The organism is Cyclobacterium xiamenense (genome assembly GCF_900109255.1).
In the GTDB taxonomy this organism is placed as follows: Bacteria; Bacteroidota; Bacteroidia; order Cytophagales; family Cyclobacteriaceae; genus Cyclobacterium; species Cyclobacterium xiamenense.
Window position 1 is genome coordinate 529,648 of record NZ_FNZH01000003.1, and the last position, 17,256, is coordinate 546,903.

Sequence of the window (17,256 nt, forward strand, 5' to 3'; positions counted from 1 at the left end):
TTGCAGGGAAAGGTGATTGTATTTTTTTTTCGATTTCAGCCATGGCTCTTTAGCGAACCCGTGCGGGAACATTCGCTAAGAATCGGTTGGTTCCAGTTCGCACGGATGATGCCTGATTCGGCTCAGATGAATCCCGAAAATCCCTTTCTGCTTTAGTGATTTACCGTTCATATAAAAAATCGATGGGAAGCTGGTAAAAAAAAAACGCTTCAATTACGTTGTTTTTCTCTTTAGAAAATTCTACATTTCCCGCTGTTTTCACACTTTCTGTTCACCTATCCGTCTATTTACCTCGTAAATTTCGATTGGTAGCGGATTCGAAGGAGTTATGTAGTTATAGAAAGAACGAATGCTTTATATAGGTGCATTTCCACTGGCGTAAAATTGACAGGCGGGCGACTGAAGTTTGAAACGAATAAAACGAATGTAAATCCAAAACAATCCTTTTATGAAAAACCTATTACTTATTTTATGTCTGGCAATGCTAACTGCAATGGGAAGCAGTGTTCAGGCACAAACCGTTTCGGGGAAGGTGACTGACCAGTCAGATGGCATGCCCTTGCCTGGAGTTTCGGTACTGATCAAAGGAACATCCACCGGAACAGCAACGGATGTGGATGGCAATTTTAATTTAAATGTGCCGGGTGAACAGACGGTTCTCGTCTTTTCGTTTTTGGGGTTTGAGACGGTAGAGGAAACCGTTGGAAACCGCAGTACAATCAACATTGCACTGGCTGAGGACGCAGCGGAATTGTCCGAAGTAGTCGTAACGGCGCTGGGTATCGAACGAGATGTTCGTGCGCTTCAGTACTCCATCACAGAAGTGGGGGGAGAGGAATTCACCCAGGCACGGGAAAACAACATCGCCAATCAATTGGCCGGGCGTGTTGCCGGTGTGAATGTCAGCAATGTGGCTTCCGGACCTGCAGGTTCTTCCCGTGTGATTATTCGGGGTAATACTTCCTTGCAGGGTGGCAACCAGCCATTGTATGTGATCGATGGTATCCCGATGGACAACACCAATTTTGGACAGGCGGGTGTATGGGGAGGTGCCGACCAGGGTGACGGGATGACCAGTGTGAACCCGGATGACATTGAGACCATGTCCGTATTGAAGGGGGCAAGTGCTGCCGCTCTTTACGGTTCCCGTGCCGCCAACGGCGTGATCCTGATCACCACGAAAAGGGGTACCTCCAGGAGAGGGATCGGTGTAGAGATCAACTCTAACGTGGTATTTGAGCGCATCAACAACCAAACCGACCTGCAAACCGAATTTGGTTCCGGGCGGTACCAGGGAGATTTGATTACGGGAAGCGCAGTAAGACCCACTACGGTTCGTCAAGGCTACGACTGGGGTACACAAGCCTGGGGAGAAAGACTGGGTTCGGGTACCGCCATGCACTTTGACGGGGTAGAGCGTCCCTATGTCTATGCGGGGGATAACTGGAACCGGTTTTACGAGACCGGTACGGCTTTCACGAACAGTATTTCCCTGGCTGGCGGCAGCGATACCCAAACCTTCCGATTCAATGTTACGGACATGAGAAGTTCATCCGTGGTTCCTAATGCAGGGTTTGACCGATTAAACATGTCCATTGCTACCAGCGGAAAATTTGGAAAGAAACTGACCTTTGATGCGAAGGTGCTTTATTCCAACGAGCGTACCCAAAACCGACCTCGGCTGTCCGACTCGCCGGGCAACGCATTCCAATCCATTTTTGCCCTTCCTCCCAATGTAAACGTGGAATGGGGTAAAGGCGATCCCAATCGACTGGGAACCATCCCGATAGGAACGGATCCTGCATTGCTCAGCACCTGGGGTTTTGCTGAGCAGGAAGAATACCTGATGACCAATAACCCCTGGGGGCAAAATCCGTATTTTTCCACGCATCAATTGTCCATCAACGATACGCGAGACCGAATCATCACCTCCGGGTCGCTGAGATACGACATTACGGATCATTTGTATCTTTCCGGGCGAGCCGGTATGGACTGGTTTACGCGAAGGGGAACTACCCTGACTCCTCAGGGTACGGGGTACCAGCGAAATGGTAGCATGAGCGAAAGCGAGCGACGAGTAAACGAGATCAACCTGGAAGCCATGCTTGGTTACAACCGGGAATTTGGCGACTTCGGCGTCAACGCCTTTGTCGGTGCCAACCGCATGCGCAGGGAGGATGAAAACATTTCGGCGAATGGTCAGGGATTCAATGTTCCCTTTTTCCACGCCATTAATAATTCCGTGATCCGGAACTTTGGCTACGGGTATTCGGGATGGGGTATCAATTCCGTCTTTGGATCGGCTGAGGTGAGCTACAAAAATTTTCTATTCCTGACAGCTACCGGTCGGACGGACTGGTTTTCGGTTCTGGACCCACAATTTAATGACATTACCTATCCCTCTGTGGGAGGTAGTTTCGTGTTCTCTGATGCCATGAATGAGCTTCCCAGCTGGTTGAGTTTCGGTAAAGTAAGGGGGTCTTGGGCTCGTGTGGGCAACTCTACCGTGGGCCCCTATCAAATTCAAAACGTTTATTCACTGAGACCCGCTCCTGCGGTTGATCACGGAGGGAATCAGGTGGCCATGGCCTCTTTTGCGACCGCGGGCGGTAGAAGTGGAACCATCCCCAACCGGTTTCTGAAACCGCTGTTGTCTACAGAGATTGAAGCCGGGTTTGACGTTCGGTTTTTCCAAAACAGACTGGGATTAGATTTCACCTATTACCGGCAGCGAAGTACGGATGACCAGCTAAATGCCCAGATTTCCCTATCCTCTGGGTTTGGGTCTACCCTGGTGAATCTGGGTGAGATGGAAAACCGAGGTATAGAGATCTTACTTACCGGTACACCGATACGCACCTCAGATTTCAATTGGGATGTATCGTTTAACATCGCTCGAAACAGAAACGAAGTTATCTCCCTGATTGAAGGCAGTGATATTTTGAATGTGGAAGAGCCACGTACCCGAACCGTATTCGTGCAGCACCGAACGGGCTTTCCGTTTGGTGTATTGGCAGGTTGGGTGCAGAAGCGATCGCCTGACGGACAGCCCGTATTTGAAGAAAATGGCGCACCCGTACAGTCCGATCAGATGGAAGTCATTGGAAACGGAATACCCGACTGGACCGGAGGTATCAATAACAGCATTACCTTCAAAGGGTTTAATCTCTCAGCACTGGTTGATTTCCGAATTGGAGGCGATTTATACTCTGGTACCAACGTACGTCTTACGCAGTGGGGATTGCATAAGCAGACCTTACAGGGTAGGGCAGGAGAGGAGCCGCTTACCGTATCCGGCGTAATCCAATCCGGAACGGCTACCGATGGAAGTCCGATTTACGAATCCTTTTCGAAGACCCTTTCTCCCGGAGAGGCCAATAACTACTGGAATCAGATGGGAAACAGGGTTCAGGACTTCTTCATTTATGATGGGTCTTTCGCCAAGTTGCGACAGGTTACCCTGGGTTACAATTTTCCTAGAAGTATCCTGGACAAAACTCCATTTACCAATTTGAACCTGTCTTTTGTGGGTAGAAACCTGTCCATTTTATGGAAAAATGTGGAAAACATCGATCCTGAATCCGGTTATTCTTCCGGAAATGGGCAAGGCCTGGATTACTTTGGCATGCCGCAGACCCGGACGTTTGGATTCAATGTAAGGGCAACGTTTTAATGACTAAAGAAATGAATACTATGAACATACGGAACAAATTTCTAACGGCGGTACTTGCGGGTAGTCTTTCCTTCTTTTCTTGTGATACGGAGGACTTACACGATCTGAATGTCAATCCGCAGGCAGTGGATGAAATAGACCTAAACTTTATGTTTACCGCCGCCCAGCTCGGTTCGGCTTCCGGAGGGTCTTCCGGAGATAATCGATACATCGATTGGCGGACGAATATTGGCATGTCCGCATACCTGATTCAGCACCTGGCAAATGCGGGCGGAGGCATCGCGCCCGGAGATAAATACACGGAGAATTTCGAGTCAAACAATGCTCCTTTTGAGTTTTTCTATGGAGATGCCTTGAAGAATATTTCCGAGGTAATCCGGCAGACAGGTCCGGGAGGATACGATGAAGGAAACAAGATCAATACGCGGAATGCAGCGAGAATCATGCGCGTATTGAATTTTCATCGATTAACGGATTTTTATGGAAACATCCCTTACTTCGATGCGCTTCAAGGCATGGATGGGGTATTCTTTCCTGAATACGATCCCCAATCGGAGATTTATCCACATTTGTTGCAGGAGTTGGAAGAGGCCACGGCTGCGATAAGTGCGTCAAATCCCGACGACGGATTTGCCCGGGCAGATATCATTTATGACGGCGATGTTACCAAATGGAAGCGTTTTGGGTATTCGCTGATGCTGCGGTTGGCGATGCGTGTGTCCGAAGTGGCACCTCAGTTGGCAAACGAGTACGTGACCAAAGCCATTGCGGGTGGGGTGATGCAAAGTAACGATGACAATGCATTTGTTCCCATGTCGGAAGGCCCCAGTCTGTGGATCAATCAGAATGGTATTTCCAGGGCCTTTTTCCCTGGAGACGGAGGACAGCCTTCGTACATGAGTGAGACCCTGATCAATTGGCTGAAAGGTGGTGCTACAGCGGCCGATGAGGTAGATCCTCGATTGATGATTTTGAGTGGTGGGATAGCAGATTGGTCCGCAGTAGGTTGGACGCCATTTAACACCAATCCTTTAGAACAGAAAGGAATGCCCAACGGATTTGATGCAGCCGGTTTGGAGGAACTGGAAGGTGGTCCGATCGATCAGGTATCTACCTACTCCCGAATCAATTACCTTTTGCTTCAGCGGGATAGCCCGTACATGTTGATGAATTACGCAGAGTCGGCGTTTTTGCAGGCGGAAGCCCTGGAGCGAGGCATTGGATCCGGCATACCCGGTACAGCCGAGGAGCATTACAGCCAGGGAGTAAAAGAAGCCATGCAGATGTATACCTTCTTTGATGCGTCGCTGGAGGTATCCGATGCGGAAGTAACCGCTTACCTGGATAGACATCCGTACGGCGTAGAGAAGCCTGCCCTGGAAATGATCGGGGAACAAATGTGGGTGAGCAAGTTTTTCAACTGGTGGGAAGCCTGGTCTGACTGGAGAAGAACGGGTTACCCCGTATTGACTCCCACCAATTACCCCGGAAATGTTACGCAGGGACAAATCATGAGAAAATTACGGTATCCTGCTGCGGAAGTAGCCACCAATGAAAATTTCCAGGCAGGGGCTACCCTACCGGATATCTTCACTACCCGCGTATGGTGGGATACTGCGGATTGATTGCTAGTTTGGTTTTTGGAAAAAGTAATAAGAGGCTGCCCTGGCAGTCTCTTATTTTTGGTAGATACCGTTCCCTTGCGAGCCCATGATGCTTCCCCAAAGTGGTTCGTTCCGCATTTTAATGGGTAGATCTATGCGCTTGACACGCATTCCCAAAAAGGATAAGATATCCGAATGGCTAAAATACTGGCAATGTACCAGGTCCAGAAAACCATCCCCATCCAAGTCTCCCATCCAGGGGGTGGAAAAAATGTTTTTAAATCCTTTCGATTGGTCCAGGTTGTGTATTTCTCCGGAAGCAAAGTCCATCAGCAGCAACTTGTTCTCGATCAAAAATGCGGATTCGTCGTCAATAGCCCGCTGGCAGTCGTAACTGTTGATACTAAAGATTACCTCGTCGAAGCCATCTTTGTTTAGGTCGTAGGCAATGGGAGAAGAAAAGCCCGTACATCCCAGTTCCCGTTGGTGAGCGATCTCTCCACTTTTCCCGTCCAGCAAAATCTGCACGGATCCGGTATTTTCCGGCCAAACGCCTTTACTAACAAAGGTAAAAAAATCGGGTATGTCGTCGTCTGTGAAGTTTCCTACCGCAAAACTATTGCTACATTCTGTACCTGGAATGGTCTGTTGCCAAAGTATTTCCAGTGTTTTTCCGGAAATGGCAAACACCGAACTGCCATGGGAAATGACGACCAGGTCAAGGGTACCGTCCTGATCCAGGTCGGCCGCTACCGGAGAAGCGATAAATCCGTGGCCGTTTTCCGTAACCAGCCGTATGGCGGAGGACAGGTCGTTATTCATTAGGTCTGTTAGTTCAGCCAGGAAGAGGCTTCCCGAGATGGTTTCTCCTCCGCTCCCAAAAACCACCCGGTCTCCCATCTTGCCCTCGGCCGGGAGCAAAATCGGAGAAAGGTAGGTCTCGTTTCCGTCAGGCATCGTATCAGCTGCCAATACCTCTCCATTTACCGGATCCAGTACCATCAAAACACCCGGAAAACGATCCGTCGTTTCGTAAGGGGCGGCTTTGGCATTTCCACCATTACTGACCAGCAGATCCTTTAGTCCGTCATTGTTTTGATCGGGTATCCAGACGCTATTGTTGAAATTGAAACGGGCATGCCGCAAAACGGGATGATTGGTGTATCCGAGCGTGTCGTATTCCCACAACAGCTCTCCCGATTGGCCATCGATTCCTTTGAAGTAGGGGCCACGGCCTCCGATGAATACGTCCGGGAAACCGTCCCCATTTATGTCTTGAAACGATGCGGACCCATACACCTGATCCATGGCGGGATGGTTCCAGATAAGCTCCCCAGTTACTCCATCAATCGCCAATACACCGTAAGCACTGTCTTCAAACTCGTTTTTACCTGCCCCCATGACCAAATCCAGGGTACCGTCTTTGTTCAAATCCACCGCCCGCGGTGAAGATTGGGACCCGATCACGGGAAAGTTTGCATCCCAAACCAGTTCGCTTTTTTCTTTTTTCTGGCAGGCAAGCAAGAGTAGCGCCAGGCCCCAGGTAAGCCAGCGGCGCTTCCTGTAAAATAGACGGATTCTTTGCATCAAATTCTCAGTTGTGCTTTCAATTTCGTCCAATATACTTATTATTGGGAAAAAATTAGTAATCCGAAAGGCAAATCAAATGGGAGTAGGTATCCCCGTTTCAATGACAGGGAATGTTTGTATTTCGTTGGGATATCGACCGAAAAAATGTAATTTAACTGCCATAACCATGGATTAAAAACCATAGCGTAGCCGAAGGGATGGATGGACAAAAAATGGAAAACTATTTTCACCATATAGTATGGATGCTGCTTCTTACCTTGTTTCCCGGATTCGGGCTTCTTGCACAGGGTTTCGAGAAATTGCCGGCACGAAAAACCGGGGTAAAGTTTGAAAACAGGCTCAATGAAGACCCATCCTCCAATATTCTTACGTATGAATATTTTTACAATGGAGGAGGGGTGGCTGTCGGTGATATCAACAACGACGGTTTGGAAGACCTGTTTTTTACGGGTAATATGACCTCCAATCGCCTTTACCTCAACGAGGGGGAATTCAAATTTAAAGACATTACCAAATCTGCGGGAGTTGCCGGCCGGGATGCCTGGACCACCGGCACGAGTATGGTAGATATCAATGGCGACGGGTACCTGGATATTTACGTTTGCTATTCAGGAAAAGGGTCCACCGAATCCCGAAAAAATCAGCTCTTCATTAACCAGGGAGACGGCACCTTTTTGGAACAGGCCGAGAAATATGGGCTTGCAGACCCGGCAAATAGTATTCAGGCCTTGTTTTTTGATTTCGATCTGGATGGAGACCTGGACATGTACCTGCTGAATCACAATACCCAGGTGATCAATGAAATTGATTTCGCTGCCAAGCGAAAGGATCGGAACCCCAATTCCGGGGATAAACTGTTCCGAAACGATGGCGGAATCTTTACCGATGTCAGCGAGCAAGCAGGGATCTTGGGCAATTCCATGGGGTTTGGTCTGGGAGTAGCTGTTTCTGACATTACCGGAAATGGATACCCGGATCTCTATATTTCCAACGATTACATCGAACCGGACTATTTGTATATCAACAACGGGGACGGCACTTTTTCGGAAAGACTTACCGACTTTTTGCAGCACATCTCTTATTTCTCCATGGGTTCGGATATCAGCGATGTGAATAACGACGGATTACCCGACCTATTTACGCTGGACATGCTACCGGAGGACAACAAACGGCAAAAGCTGCTGTACGGGCCAGAGAATTACGAGCAATATGCTTTGATGGTCATGGAAGGCTTTTATCACCAAAACATGCGGAACATGTTGCACCTGAACCAGGGCGCGGGACTTTTCAGTGAAATCGGACAGCTTGCCGGAATTTCCAATACCGACTGGAGTTGGGCGGCGTTTTTCGCCGATTTTGACAACGACGGCTGGAAGGATCTTTTTGTTAGTAACGGCTATTTCAGAGACTATACCAACAGGGATTTCCTCAAATACAAGGGCGATTATTACTTTAGTAAAGCCCGTGCAAAGGAAGAAGCGGATACGCTTCACCTCGTTACCAGCATGAGTTCTACCCCGATTCACGATTACATCTATAAAAACCAGAATGGTTCGGGATTTCTGAATGTCTCAACCGAATGGGGATTTGAAAAACCGGTGTTTTCAAACGGGGCCGCCTATGCCGACCTGGACAATGACGGCAAGCTGGATTTGGTGGTTAATCACCTCAACGAGACGGCTGGAGTTTTTAGAAACAAATTGGAAGATTCCGCGGAAGGGGTAAACTTTCTGCAGGTAGAGCTGCGAGGCGAGCGACTCAATACTTCGGGTATCGGGGCAAAAGTAACCCTTTATACGGATCGGGGGCGCCAGTTTCTGGAGCAACAGCCCACCCGTGGGTTTCAATCCTCCGTCAGCCACCGCCTTCATTTTGGGCTGGGTTCAGCGGAGACCATTGATTCGCTTCGGATTGTTTGGCCCGGAGGTGCCGTGCAGTCGCTTCGGAATATCGCCGCAAACCAACGCCTTGTTTTGGAAGAAAAAAATGCGTCAAACGTACGGGAAACAGCTCCACAGGCGGTGGATCCGGTGTTTAGCGCCATTGTATCCCCCATTCCCTACGAGCACGAGGAGCCAGGGTATAATGATTTTAAACGACAGCCCTTGCTGAGCCACATGATTTCACCTACCGGTCCTGTGCTGGCACTGGGTGATGTAAATAACAACGGGTTTACGGATGTTTTTGTAGGTGGATCAGAAGGGAATCCGGGCAAACTGTATTTCCAGGTTTCTACAGGTAAATTTCTGGAATCTCAGGGGCTCGACGTATCGGAGGATACCGGGAATGCAGATGCGGATGCCCTGTTTTTTGATGCCAACGGAGACGGCTGGCTGGACCTGTATCTGGTGAGCGGTGGATACCACGATTTTGAGCGGGACTCCCCCGAATTACAAGACAGGTTGTACATGAATCAGGGAGGGGGGAATTTTGAAAAATCGGAAACCGCACTGCCAAAATTTGCGCCCAGTGGATCGGTAGTAAAAGCAATTGACGTTGACAAAGACGGTGACTTAGACCTTTTCGTTGGTGGGAGGGTGGTTCCCGGTCAATATCCCAAGGCAGCCGACTCCTTCCTTCTCGTTAACGACGGTCAGGGGAATTTTGAGGACCAGACGGCAACCCTGGTTCCGGAATTTAAAAATTTTGGAATGGTAACGGACGCTTCTGTTCTGGATGTCGATGGAGATGGGTGGGACGACCTGGTGCTGGTCGGGGATTGGATGCCCATACAGGTTTACATCAATCAGCAGGGAACTGGATTTGCAAACAAAACCGCCGATTATTTTGATCAGCCACTTACCGGCATGTGGTCGACCGTAGAGGAGGGGGATTTTGATGGTGATGGTGATTTGGATCTAGTGGTAGGGAACTTTGGGCTCAACAGCCAGTTGAAAGCGAGCGAGGCGGAGCCCTTGCGGCTGGTTTATTCCGATTTTGATGGCAATGGATCGGTAGACCCTATTTTGATTTCCCATGTGAAAGGGGAGGCCTATCCGTTTATGAGTAGGGACGAGCTGTTGGACCAGCTGTACGGCATGCGCAGTAAGTTTACCGACTATGCCTCGTTTGCGGACGCCAAATTGGAGGACATCTTTACCGAAGAGCAACTACGCACCGCGGGTACGCTGGAAATCAACGAGATGAGGTCCGTTTACCTGGAAAACAAAAACGACTCATTTGCGGTGCACCCACTTCCGCTGCAGGCGCAATACGCGCCTGTTTATGCCATTCAGGTACTTGATTACAACGAAGACGGCAAGCTGGATTTCATTTTGGGAGGCAATCAAAACACAGCCCGCTTGCGGTTGGGGGTGATGGATGCCAATTTCGGCCAACTCTACGAGGGCGATGGTACGGGTGGTTTTGCCTTCCAGGCAACACCGGATTCGGGCCTCAGGTTTACCGGAGACGTAAAGTCCATGCAGCTAGTCAACCTCAGTTACCTGAAGGTATTGCTGGTGGGAATTAACAATCAGGGGGTAGAGGGCTACCTCCTCAATCGATCACTGGACAACAAGCCGGTAAAAAGTCTATCGAACCAAAATAAATAACTAACACATACAGACAATTAATGAAAATCAGAAAAATTAACCTAGAAGAGCGGGAGATTCCGGAAAATTGGTACAATATCATTGCCGACATGCCCAATAAGCCGTTGCCGCCGCTTCACCCCGGCACCCTGGAGCCCATTGGCCCCGACTCCCTGGCCCCTTTATTTCCCGAGGCACTCATCAAGCAGGAAGTGACTACGGATAAATGGGTTCCCATTCCAGATGAAGTACGAAACATGTATTCCATTTGGCGACCTACTCCCTTGTACCGGGCGTATGGCCTTGAAAAGGCGCTGGATACGCCAGCGAAGATCTATTACAAATACGAGGGAGTAAGTCCCTCCGGTTCCCACAAACCCAATACTGCGATCCCGCAGGCCTATTACAACAAACAAGAGGGAATCAAACGAATAACCACCGAAACCGGCGCAGGGCAGTGGGGAAGTGCCTTGAGTTTTGCTTGTCAGCATTTCGGGATTGAATGCGATGTGTACATGGTAAAGCTATCGTATAACGACAAGCCTTACCGAAAAATGATGATGAATACCTGGGGAGCAAATGTTTATCCCTCCCCTTCCGAACGAACCGAGGCGGGTCGAAAAATCCTTGCAGAACATCCGGATTCGCCGGGAAGCCTGGGTATTGCCATCTCCGAGGCCGTAGAAATGGCCGCTACCCGGGATGACACCAAATATGCGTTGGGAAGTGTACTCAATCACGTGAAGCTGCACCAAACCATCATCGGTTTGGAGGCCATTAAGCAGCTGGAAAAAGCCGGTAGCGACCTGCCCGATATCGTGATCGCCCCTTTTGGCGGCGGGTCAAACTTTGCCGGATTGTCCTTTCCTTTCCTACGATTGAATATGGAAGAAGGAAAGCACATTCGGTGCATTGCCAGTGAGCCTTCATCCTGCCCCAAATTGACCCGGGGAGTATTCCGATACGATTTTGGGGATACGGCCGGAATGACTCCGCTGTTGCCCATGTACACCCTGGGTCATGATTTTATACCCGCCCCAATTCATGCCGGCGGGCTTCGGTACCACGGTGCGGGGGTCATCGTCAGTCAATTGCTAAAGGATCAACTCATTGAGGCACAGGCTCATGACAACCTGGAAATCTTCGAAGCAGGAGTACTGTTTGCGCGCTCCGAAGGTATCATTCCGGCGCCGGAAGCCAACCACGGGATTGCTACTGCGATCCGAGAGGCCAACCTGTGTAAAGAAACGGGTGAATCAAAGACCATCTTATTCAACTTATGCGGACATGGGAATTTTGACATGAAGGCCTATGACGATTATTTCTCCGGGAAAATAAAGCAACACGAATTGAGCCAGGAAGAAATCGATACCTCTATCGCAAGGTTAGGTACGCCCACCATTCCTGTTTAATGGTGTTTTTTGTCGATGAATAGGCGATCGTTTTTAAAAAAAGGGGTGGCTTCCGGCGCTTGGGCGTTCGGGACGCAGCCCCTTTTTTCGCTTGATGGAAAGGAGTTGTCTTTTTCGGACATTCCCCTGGTCGATACCCACCTACACCTTTGGGACCTGAATGTGATGGATTACCCCTGGCTGAAGGGAAAAGGGCTGCCGTTGGAAAGGAGTTATACCCTGCACGACTACCAAAAAGCCACGGAAAGGCATCCCGTCTCAAAAATGGTTTTTGTGGAATGTGCCCGAAGGCCAGAGCAGTACTTGCAAGAGGTGGACTGGGTGCAGGAGCAAGCCGATTCGGAATCCGGTATAGCCGGTATGGTTGCCTATTTTCCCCTGGAAATGGGTGTCGACGGGCAAGAAGCCATGGAAGAAATGGCAGAGCGGGAAATTGTTCGGGGAATTCGCAAAAACTTCATGCCCGGGCATGCCGGATACGCGCAAGGAATTGGCTTGATGCGTCGGTTTCAATGGGTATGCGAACTGAACGTAGGTCCCGGACAACTTGCAGCGGTCATTGATTTGGTGAGTACGTTTCCGGAGCAGCTTTTTGTGCTGGATCACCTGGCCAATCCGGATATCGGCAACCAGGATTGGAAGACCTGGGCCGGGGCACTTGCGCCTTTTGCATCCATGGAACAGGTTTATTGCAAGCTGTCCGGCATGATCACCCGTGCGTCGCAGGATTGGGAAGTGGCCAATTTGGAGCCGTATTTCAGTACCGTACTGGATATTTTCGGTCCGGATCGGGTGATTTACGGAGGGGACTGGCCCGTGGTGCTGCGGACGGGGACTCTAAACGAATGGATGACGGCTTTTTTTTCGCTCTCGAAGGCATTATCGACAACGGAGAAAAAGAAATTGTACCACACGAATGCCGAAAGGCTTTACCGCATTTAATACACATAGCCCAGTGGATTTTAAATTTCTGTGTGGAATCTCCGCGTAGGTAGGGAGAATAAGAATTGTTTTTTTAACTTTAATCGAGAAAAAAAGAGGTACCCATGCGTGAACAACCGAATAAAAAAGAAACGAATGATTCCAGAAGGCAATTCGTGAAAGCAGCTTCCCTGACTGCGGCGGGGTTTTTTATCGTGCCCCGATTTGTGCTCGGAGGGCAAGGCTATGTGGCTCCAAGTGATAAGGTGAATGTGGGCATGGTGGGAGTAGGAGGAAAAGGGCGTCAAAATGCCCTGGACCTGATGAAGCTGGATGATGTACAAATTACAGCCATCGCCGATCCGGGAGAGTACTGGGATTTGGCCAATTTTTATTACCGATCCATAGCCGGCAGAGGGCCGGTAAAGCGCCTGATAGAAGGACACTACGAGGACAAAACAGAGAATTTTACACTGAATGAATACCTGGATTTCCGGGAAATGCTGGAGAAAGAAAAAGGCCTGGATGCCATTTGTTGTTCTACCCCGGACAATACCCATGCCTTTGTTACTTACGCGTCCATGAAATCCGGCAAACATGTCTACTGCGAAAAGCCGCTGACGCACAATATTTGGGAGGCCCGAATGATCAAACAATTGACGAAGGAAACCGGGCTGGCCACGCAAATGGGCAATGTGGGCCACAGTACCGACGGTATCCGGCAGACCGTGGAGTATTTGCGTGCGGGTGCAATCGGTGAGGTAAGGGAAACCCATTCCTGGGTACCCGCTTCCCGTTGGATTCCCGAACTCCGGGGCCTGCCGACAACAGGTACGACCAAACCGCACGGCCTTGATTGGGACCTTTGGCTGGGCCCCTCCGCAAACAGACCGTATCACGAATGGTATTCGCCGGTTACCTGGCGGGATTTTTGGGATTTTGGTTGTGGCGCGCTTGGGGACTTTGGTTGTCACGATATGGATGCGGCTACCTGGGCCTTCGAATTGGGCTATCCCGAAACCATTGAAGTATTCCCTGCAGGATTTAGCAACGAACACATCGCTCCTTACGGCGAAATCGGATACTACCGTTTTCCCGAGAATAATACCGGCAAGCCGATCGACCTGACCTGGTATTCCGGAGGGGTTAAACCGCCGCTTCACCCTTCCCTGCCACAAGGCTATCAGTGGCCCTCCAGGGGCACCTTGTTTGTCGGTGACAAAGGGATCATCGTGAATGGGGGCGATCGCGTACCGCACGTGTTTCCGGAAAGCCTGGCTACAAGCATGAAGCAGCCGAAAGAAGTCATTCCACGTTCAAAGGGCCATTTCAGGGATTGGGTCGATGCGATAAAAGGCGGTCCTGCTGCCAGTGCAAATTTCGAATACGGGGCACACCTTACTGAAATCACCCTTCTTGGTGTCCTTTCCCTGCGGATGCGGGGACAGAAAATTCATTGGGATTCACAAAACCTTAAGGCAAAAGGCCTGGATGCAGCAGATGCCTACATCAAGGAACCGGTCAGGCCGGGATGGGAAATGAGCTAAAAAGGCTCAAATTAATAGAAAAAGATGGCCCCGATCCCAAAAAGATCAGGGTTTTTTACTATTCAGAATCGGGATTAATCCAGCAAGAAATTATTGAAAAAGGTGCTCTTTAAAACCATCCAGGCGAAGAAGAACAAAATTCCCCAAAACAGGTACGGCCGGTAGTAGTCCATAGTCTCCTTGTACCTGGATTCGATAATTTCGGCTTTTTCCAATTCGTCAATTCGCGTAAAGATGTTTTCGAGGGCTCCGTCATCGGATGCCCGGAAAAATTCCCCCTCGGTAATGCTGGCAATGTTGCGGAGAGTTTCCTCGTTGAGGTAACTTTCGATCATTTGCGGCCTGCCGAAGAAGTCGGTCCCGTAGGGTACCATTCCATCTTTTCCCACAGCAATGGTATAGATTTTTATGTCCATGGCTTCGGCCAGCTGTGCGGCAAATACCGGGTCCACATTGCCGGCGTTATTGTCTCCATCGCTGAGCAACACCATTACCTTCGATTTGGCTTCCGATTCGCGCATCCGATTGGTAGCGGTAGAAACAGCACTGCCAATGGCCGTTCCCTTGGCATCCATCATGTTGAAGGTAATGCTACCTACCAGGTCAGTCAGGAGTTCGTAATCCGTGGTAAGCGGAGCAAGCGAAAACGCTTCGCCCGAAAAAATCACCATGCCAATCCGGTCGGCTATTCGGCCATTGATAAAATCAATGGCTGTTTCCTTGGCGGCTTCCAGCCGGTTGGGAGTAAAGTCCTGCAGGTCCATGGATTCTGAAATATCCATTACCAGCATGATGTCTATGCCTTCGGTGTATTGTTCGACTTTCTCATTGGTTCGCTGTGGCCTTGCCAGGGCAATAACCACCATCCACATGGCCATTAGAAAGAAAAGCGATGGGATCAGGCGCAAATAGGTCCAGGGATTTTTTCTGGCAGCCATCTTGGGCAGCGAAAGCTCCAAGACCGGTTTTTTCAGAAATTTGATAAACTTTCTGACGAGCAAGAAAAGGGGGATAACCCAAATTAAATGAAGTAGGAAAAAATTCTCCCATTCAAACGATCGGAAGGTTTCGGGTGCAAACCAGCTCCAGGAAATATAGGAAGAGGTATCATTCATGATGGTGAATTTTTTCAATTTTTTCTTCCAATTGATTTCTTGAGATTTGCAGCAGGTTTTCGCAAGCCTCCCGGATATTGTTGTCCACCCGGTTGGCGTAAATTATTAATTCGATTTTCCTGAAATCAGTTACTACTTCCGGCTGCTGAAGGAACGCAGCCGTTTCGGTGGCGGTCCATTCTCTAAACGGAAGCCCGGTTAAGTTTTCCAGGTAACTTTTCCAAAGACCCAGCAGCTCGTCGGCCTCCTGGATTTGAGGATTGTTTACCAATTGTTTCATCGATAGCTCCCAGTCCTCCACGAAGCGTTTGAATTTCCTTTTTTCCCGGTACACCTGCCAGCGTTTTTTCAAGCCCTCTCCAAAAAAGTAAAAACCTGCGATCAAAAGAACCACAACCAACAGGATGCCCACGATCAGGTAGGGGTAGTTGAAGGAAGGAGGAATGTATTGGTAGCTGTCGTTTTGGCGAAAGGAAAGCTCCTCCGGTATTTCATCGATGGTCAGCACCAGGTGCAGCGGTGCGGGCTCAGGTACGTGGTGTATGCTATCGTACCGAACGATTTCAAAAACAGGAATGCGGTAATTTTGCACCGAATCCAGCGAAAAGTTTGATAGCCAGTAAACGGCGCTGTCCAGGGTGACGCCATCCGCCGTGGCGGAGGTAAAGGTTTGCTTGCCCAGGTATTCGAAATCGCCAAACCGATAGGTAGAGTCTGGAAACAAAACAGGCATCTCGCTCGGATAGCGTGCCTTTAGTACGTAGCCCACCCGCTCACCCAATCGGGCCGAGTCCTGCAAAAAGTACCCTTCTACCGCCACGTCCTGCCCTTGAGAAAGGCTTGGTTGCAGTACCAGTACCATCCATACACCTACCACTAACTTCCCGATTTTATCCACGTTTCATGGTTTTATTTCTCAACTTAAATAATTCCATTAGCGGGAGTACAATATCCTGCCGGGTGTCTATTTGTAGGTAATTGATCTGATTTTTTTTGCAAAACTCTTTGAGATGCTGCCGTTCACTGCCGAACGAAGAAGAAATCTTTCTGGAAAAACCGCCAAAAGCCGTATTCACCCAGGTAGTTTTCCCCGCTTCCTTGTCGTAAACGGGAATGATGCCCAGGGAAGGAAGCGCGGACTCGATTGGGTCCGTTAGCTGTAAGACCACCAGATCGTGCTTGGTCGCCAGTGCTTTCAGCGGTCGTTCGTAACCGGTGTCAATGAAATCGGAGATGACGATGAGAATGCTTCTTTTCTTAATCAAGTTGAGGCAAAAGGTGAACATGCCGTTCAGGTCGGTTTGCTGGGACTTCTTTTCCTCAGCAAAAATGCCTTTTATGATTTTCACTGCTTGCCGGCTCCCTTTTCCGGGCAGAATAATCTTTTCTTTTGTATCCGAATAACTGATCAGACCCGTTTGCGAGCCCTCGTGAATGGCTGCCAATGTGAGCACGCCTGCAATTTCTCGTCCCAGGTCAATTTTCTTCCGATCCTTACTCCCGATATCCTGCGAGCCACTTACGTCAAGTAAAAAATAGACCGATTGATCCTTGTCTTCCTTAAAGGTTTTTACAAAGGTTCCGTGCCCTTTGGCGGATACTTTCCACTCAATGGTTCGGATATCGTCCCCATACTGGTAGGGACGCAGGTCGTCAAACTCCAGACCGGCACCCTTAAAGATGGAATGGTGGTCACCCTGCAGGTGACTATTCGCCACCTTTCTCAGGATGATTTCATACCTTCTTAGTTTTTTTATCAGTTGGTTCATTTTTCAGTTACAATGAAAAGCCTAATTTAGCAGTCTCCCGTGAATAATAAAACGACTTCGCGGTTACTTATTGCCAATTGTAAAAGGAATTG

The 17,256-nt window shown here is 49.3% G+C and carries 10 protein-coding genes; 6 read left to right on the forward strand and 4 right to left on the reverse strand.

Going from position 1 to position 17,256, the window contains the following annotated elements:
- Positions 1-448: 448 nt before the first annotated feature.
- Together BMW71_RS11880 and BMW71_RS11885 are read left to right on the forward strand one after the other, a co-directional pair.
- Positions 449-3,673 carry a SusC/RagA family TonB-linked outer membrane protein gene (locus BMW71_RS11880; protein ID WP_092174018.1) on the forward strand — a complete coding sequence of 1,075 codons (3,225 nt, stop codon included), beginning with the start codon at positions 449-451 and terminating at the stop codon, positions 3,671-3,673.
- 20 nt (positions 3,674-3,693) lie between these two features.
- On the forward strand, positions 3,694-5,298 hold the full coding sequence (locus BMW71_RS11885; protein ID WP_092174021.1) for a SusD/RagB family nutrient-binding outer membrane lipoprotein: 1,605 nt from the start codon (positions 3,694-3,696) through the stop codon (positions 5,296-5,298).
- 51 nt (positions 5,299-5,349) lie between these two features.
- On the opposite strand, the gene BMW71_RS11890 is transcribed toward BMW71_RS11885, so the two are convergent.
- On the reverse strand, positions 5,350-6,864 hold the full coding sequence (locus BMW71_RS11890) for a hypothetical protein (RefSeq protein ID WP_092174868.1): 1,515 nt from the start codon (positions 6,862-6,864) through the stop codon (positions 5,350-5,352).
- Between the two features lie 215 nt (positions 6,865-7,079).
- Here BMW71_RS11890 and BMW71_RS11895 point away from each other — a divergent pair, with 215 nt between their 5' ends.
- From BMW71_RS11895 to BMW71_RS11910, 4 genes are all read left to right on the forward strand, one after another.
- Positions 7,080-10,421 carry a VCBS repeat-containing protein gene (locus BMW71_RS11895; RefSeq protein WP_244891159.1) on the forward strand — a complete coding sequence of 1,114 codons (3,342 nt, stop codon included), beginning with the start codon at positions 7,080-7,082 and terminating at the stop codon, positions 10,419-10,421.
- Positions 10,422-10,441: 20 nt separating this feature from the next.
- Positions 10,442-11,812: a TrpB-like pyridoxal phosphate-dependent enzyme gene (locus tag BMW71_RS11900; RefSeq protein WP_092174024.1), complete on the forward strand. Its 1,371-nt coding sequence runs from the start codon at positions 10,442-10,444 to the stop codon at positions 11,810-11,812.
- Positions 11,813-11,827: 15 nt separating this feature from the next.
- A complete protein-coding gene (locus BMW71_RS11905) occupies positions 11,828-12,754 on the forward strand; it encodes an amidohydrolase family protein (RefSeq protein ID WP_092174026.1) in 927 nt (308 codons plus the stop codon).
- Between the two features lie 104 nt (positions 12,755-12,858).
- Positions 12,859-14,280, forward strand: coding sequence for a Gfo/Idh/MocA family protein (locus tag BMW71_RS11910; RefSeq protein ID WP_092174029.1), 1,422 nt, complete (start codon positions 12,859-12,861; stop codon positions 14,278-14,280).
- Positions 14,281-14,354: 74 nt separating this feature from the next.
- Here BMW71_RS11910 and BMW71_RS11915 read toward each other — a convergent pair whose 3' ends face one another.
- Genes BMW71_RS11915 through BMW71_RS11925 form a run of 3 tightly spaced genes read right to left on the reverse strand, consistent with a single transcriptional unit; the run spans position 14,355 to position 17,164 of the window.
- Positions 14,355-15,395, reverse strand: coding sequence for a vWA domain-containing protein (locus BMW71_RS11915; protein WP_092174032.1), 1,041 nt, complete (start codon positions 15,393-15,395; stop codon positions 14,355-14,357).
- The gene (locus tag BMW71_RS11920; RefSeq protein WP_092174034.1) at positions 15,388-16,293 is read right to left on the reverse strand and encodes a hypothetical protein; all 906 of its coding nucleotides are present in this window, start codon (positions 16,291-16,293) and stop codon (positions 15,388-15,390) included. The genes BMW71_RS11915 and BMW71_RS11920 overlap by 8 nt, the downstream gene beginning before the upstream one ends.
- Positions 16,286-17,164, reverse strand: a complete 879-nt coding sequence (locus BMW71_RS11925) for a DUF58 domain-containing protein (protein ID WP_092174036.1) — start codon at positions 17,162-17,164, stop codon at positions 16,286-16,288. Before BMW71_RS11925 ends, BMW71_RS11920 begins: the two co-directional genes overlap by 8 nt.
- Positions 17,165-17,256: the final 92 nt, after the last annotated feature.

Excerpts from the sequence above, each read along its gene's own strand:
- BMW71_RS11880 (WP_092174018.1), top strand. The coding sequence starts at position 449 with ATGAAAAACCTATTACTTATTTTATGTCTGGCAATGCTAACTGCAATG.
- BMW71_RS11885 (WP_092174021.1), top strand. The coding sequence starts at position 3,694 with ATGAACATACGGAACAAATTTCTAACGGCGGTACTTGCGGGTAGTCTT.
- BMW71_RS11890 (WP_092174868.1), bottom strand. The coding sequence starts at position 6,864 with ATGCAAAGAATCCGTCTATTTTACAGGAAGCGCCGCTGGCTTACCTGG.
- BMW71_RS11895 (WP_244891159.1), top strand. The coding sequence starts at position 7,080 with ATGGAAAACTATTTTCACCATATAGTATGGATGCTGCTTCTTACCTTG.
- BMW71_RS11900 (WP_092174024.1), top strand. The coding sequence starts at position 10,442 with ATGAAAATCAGAAAAATTAACCTAGAAGAGCGGGAGATTCCGGAAAAT.
- BMW71_RS11905 (WP_092174026.1), top strand. The coding sequence starts at position 11,828 with ATGAATAGGCGATCGTTTTTAAAAAAAGGGGTGGCTTCCGGCGCTTGG.
- BMW71_RS11910 (WP_092174029.1), top strand. The coding sequence starts at position 12,859 with ATGCGTGAACAACCGAATAAAAAAGAAACGAATGATTCCAGAAGGCAA.
- BMW71_RS11915 (WP_092174032.1), bottom strand. The coding sequence starts at position 15,395 with ATGAATGATACCTCTTCCTATATTTCCTGGAGCTGGTTTGCACCCGAA.
- BMW71_RS11925 (WP_092174036.1), bottom strand. The coding sequence starts at position 17,164 with ATGAACCAACTGATAAAAAAACTAAGAAGGTATGAAATCATCCTGAGA.